This window comes from Microvirga sp. GCM10011540 (genome assembly GCF_042650665.1).
GTDB classification, from domain to species: Bacteria; Pseudomonadota; Alphaproteobacteria; order Rhizobiales; family Beijerinckiaceae; genus Microvirga; species Microvirga lenta.
The window spans coordinates 1-889 of the sequence record NZ_JBHSBQ010000062.1 but is presented as its reverse complement, the minus strand read 5'-3'; the positions used below and the strand labels follow the sequence as shown (position 1 = coordinate 889).

Genomic DNA, 889 nt, shown 5'->3' with positions numbered 1-889 from the left:
TAGAGGGTGTCTGGAAATTCGGGTGGTTCCCATCTGAAGGGGCATGACAGCCCTTAGCTACGACACCGACCTGAGCGATGCGGAGTGGGCGATCCTGGCGCCCCTCCTGGCCCCTACGACCCGCCGCGGGCGGCCCCGCAAGCATGACCTGCGGCTGGTACTGAATGCCGTCCTCTATGTCCTGCGCGGTGGCGAGCCCTGGCGGCTGTTGCCACACGAGTATCCGCCTTGGCAGAGCGTGTATGATCACTTCCGGCGATGGCGCCAGCGCGGCACGTGGCGGTCCATCAATGATGCCCTACGCACCCGGGCCCGGATGCTGGCCGGGCGCAGTCCAGAACCGCACGCTGCCATCATCGACAGCCAGACCGCCCGCACCAGTGAGGCCGGCGGCGAGCGCGGTTATGACGGTGGCAAGCGGATCTCCGGCCGTAAGCGCCATCTGGTGGTCGACACGCAGGGGCTGATCCTGCACGTGCTCGTCCACCCAGCTGATGTGCATGACCGTCGTGCGGCCGAAGCTGTGTTGGCAGACCTGAGAGACCGCTATCCGGATGTGGAGTGTCTGTTTGCCGACATGGGCTATCAGGGGCTGGCCGCCTGGCTGGCGAAAGAGCTCGGATGGACGCTGCTGATCGTGAAGCGGCCGCGGCGTTGGGCATGGGTGCCGGCTGATCAACCCGCGCCGGAAATGCCAGCTAGGTTTGCGGTTCTGCCGCAGCGCTGGATTGTCGAGCGTACCTTTGCGTGGCTCGTGCGCAACCGCCGCTTGGCCAAGGACTGGGAGGGCCTGCCGTCGACCACCGAGACGTGGATTTATCTCGCTATGTGCCGCCTCATGACCAAAAGATTAGTCCATGCCGCAGCTTAATTTCCAGACACCCTCTAG

General features: G+C 64.7%; 1 protein-coding gene. It reads left to right on the top strand.

The window, feature by feature from the left end:
* Positions 1-43 precede the first annotated feature (43 nt).
* Positions 44-871, top strand: a complete 828-nt coding sequence (locus tag ACFOYU_RS15230) for an IS5 family transposase (protein ID WP_377034243.1) — start codon at positions 44-46, stop codon at positions 869-871.
* The last annotated feature ends 18 nt before the right edge of the window (positions 872-889 follow it).

Coding starts and splice junctions, on each gene's coding strand:
- ACFOYU_RS15230 (WP_377034243.1), top strand. CDS start 44: ATGACAGCCCTTAGCTACGACACCGACCTGAGCGATGCGGAGTGGGCG.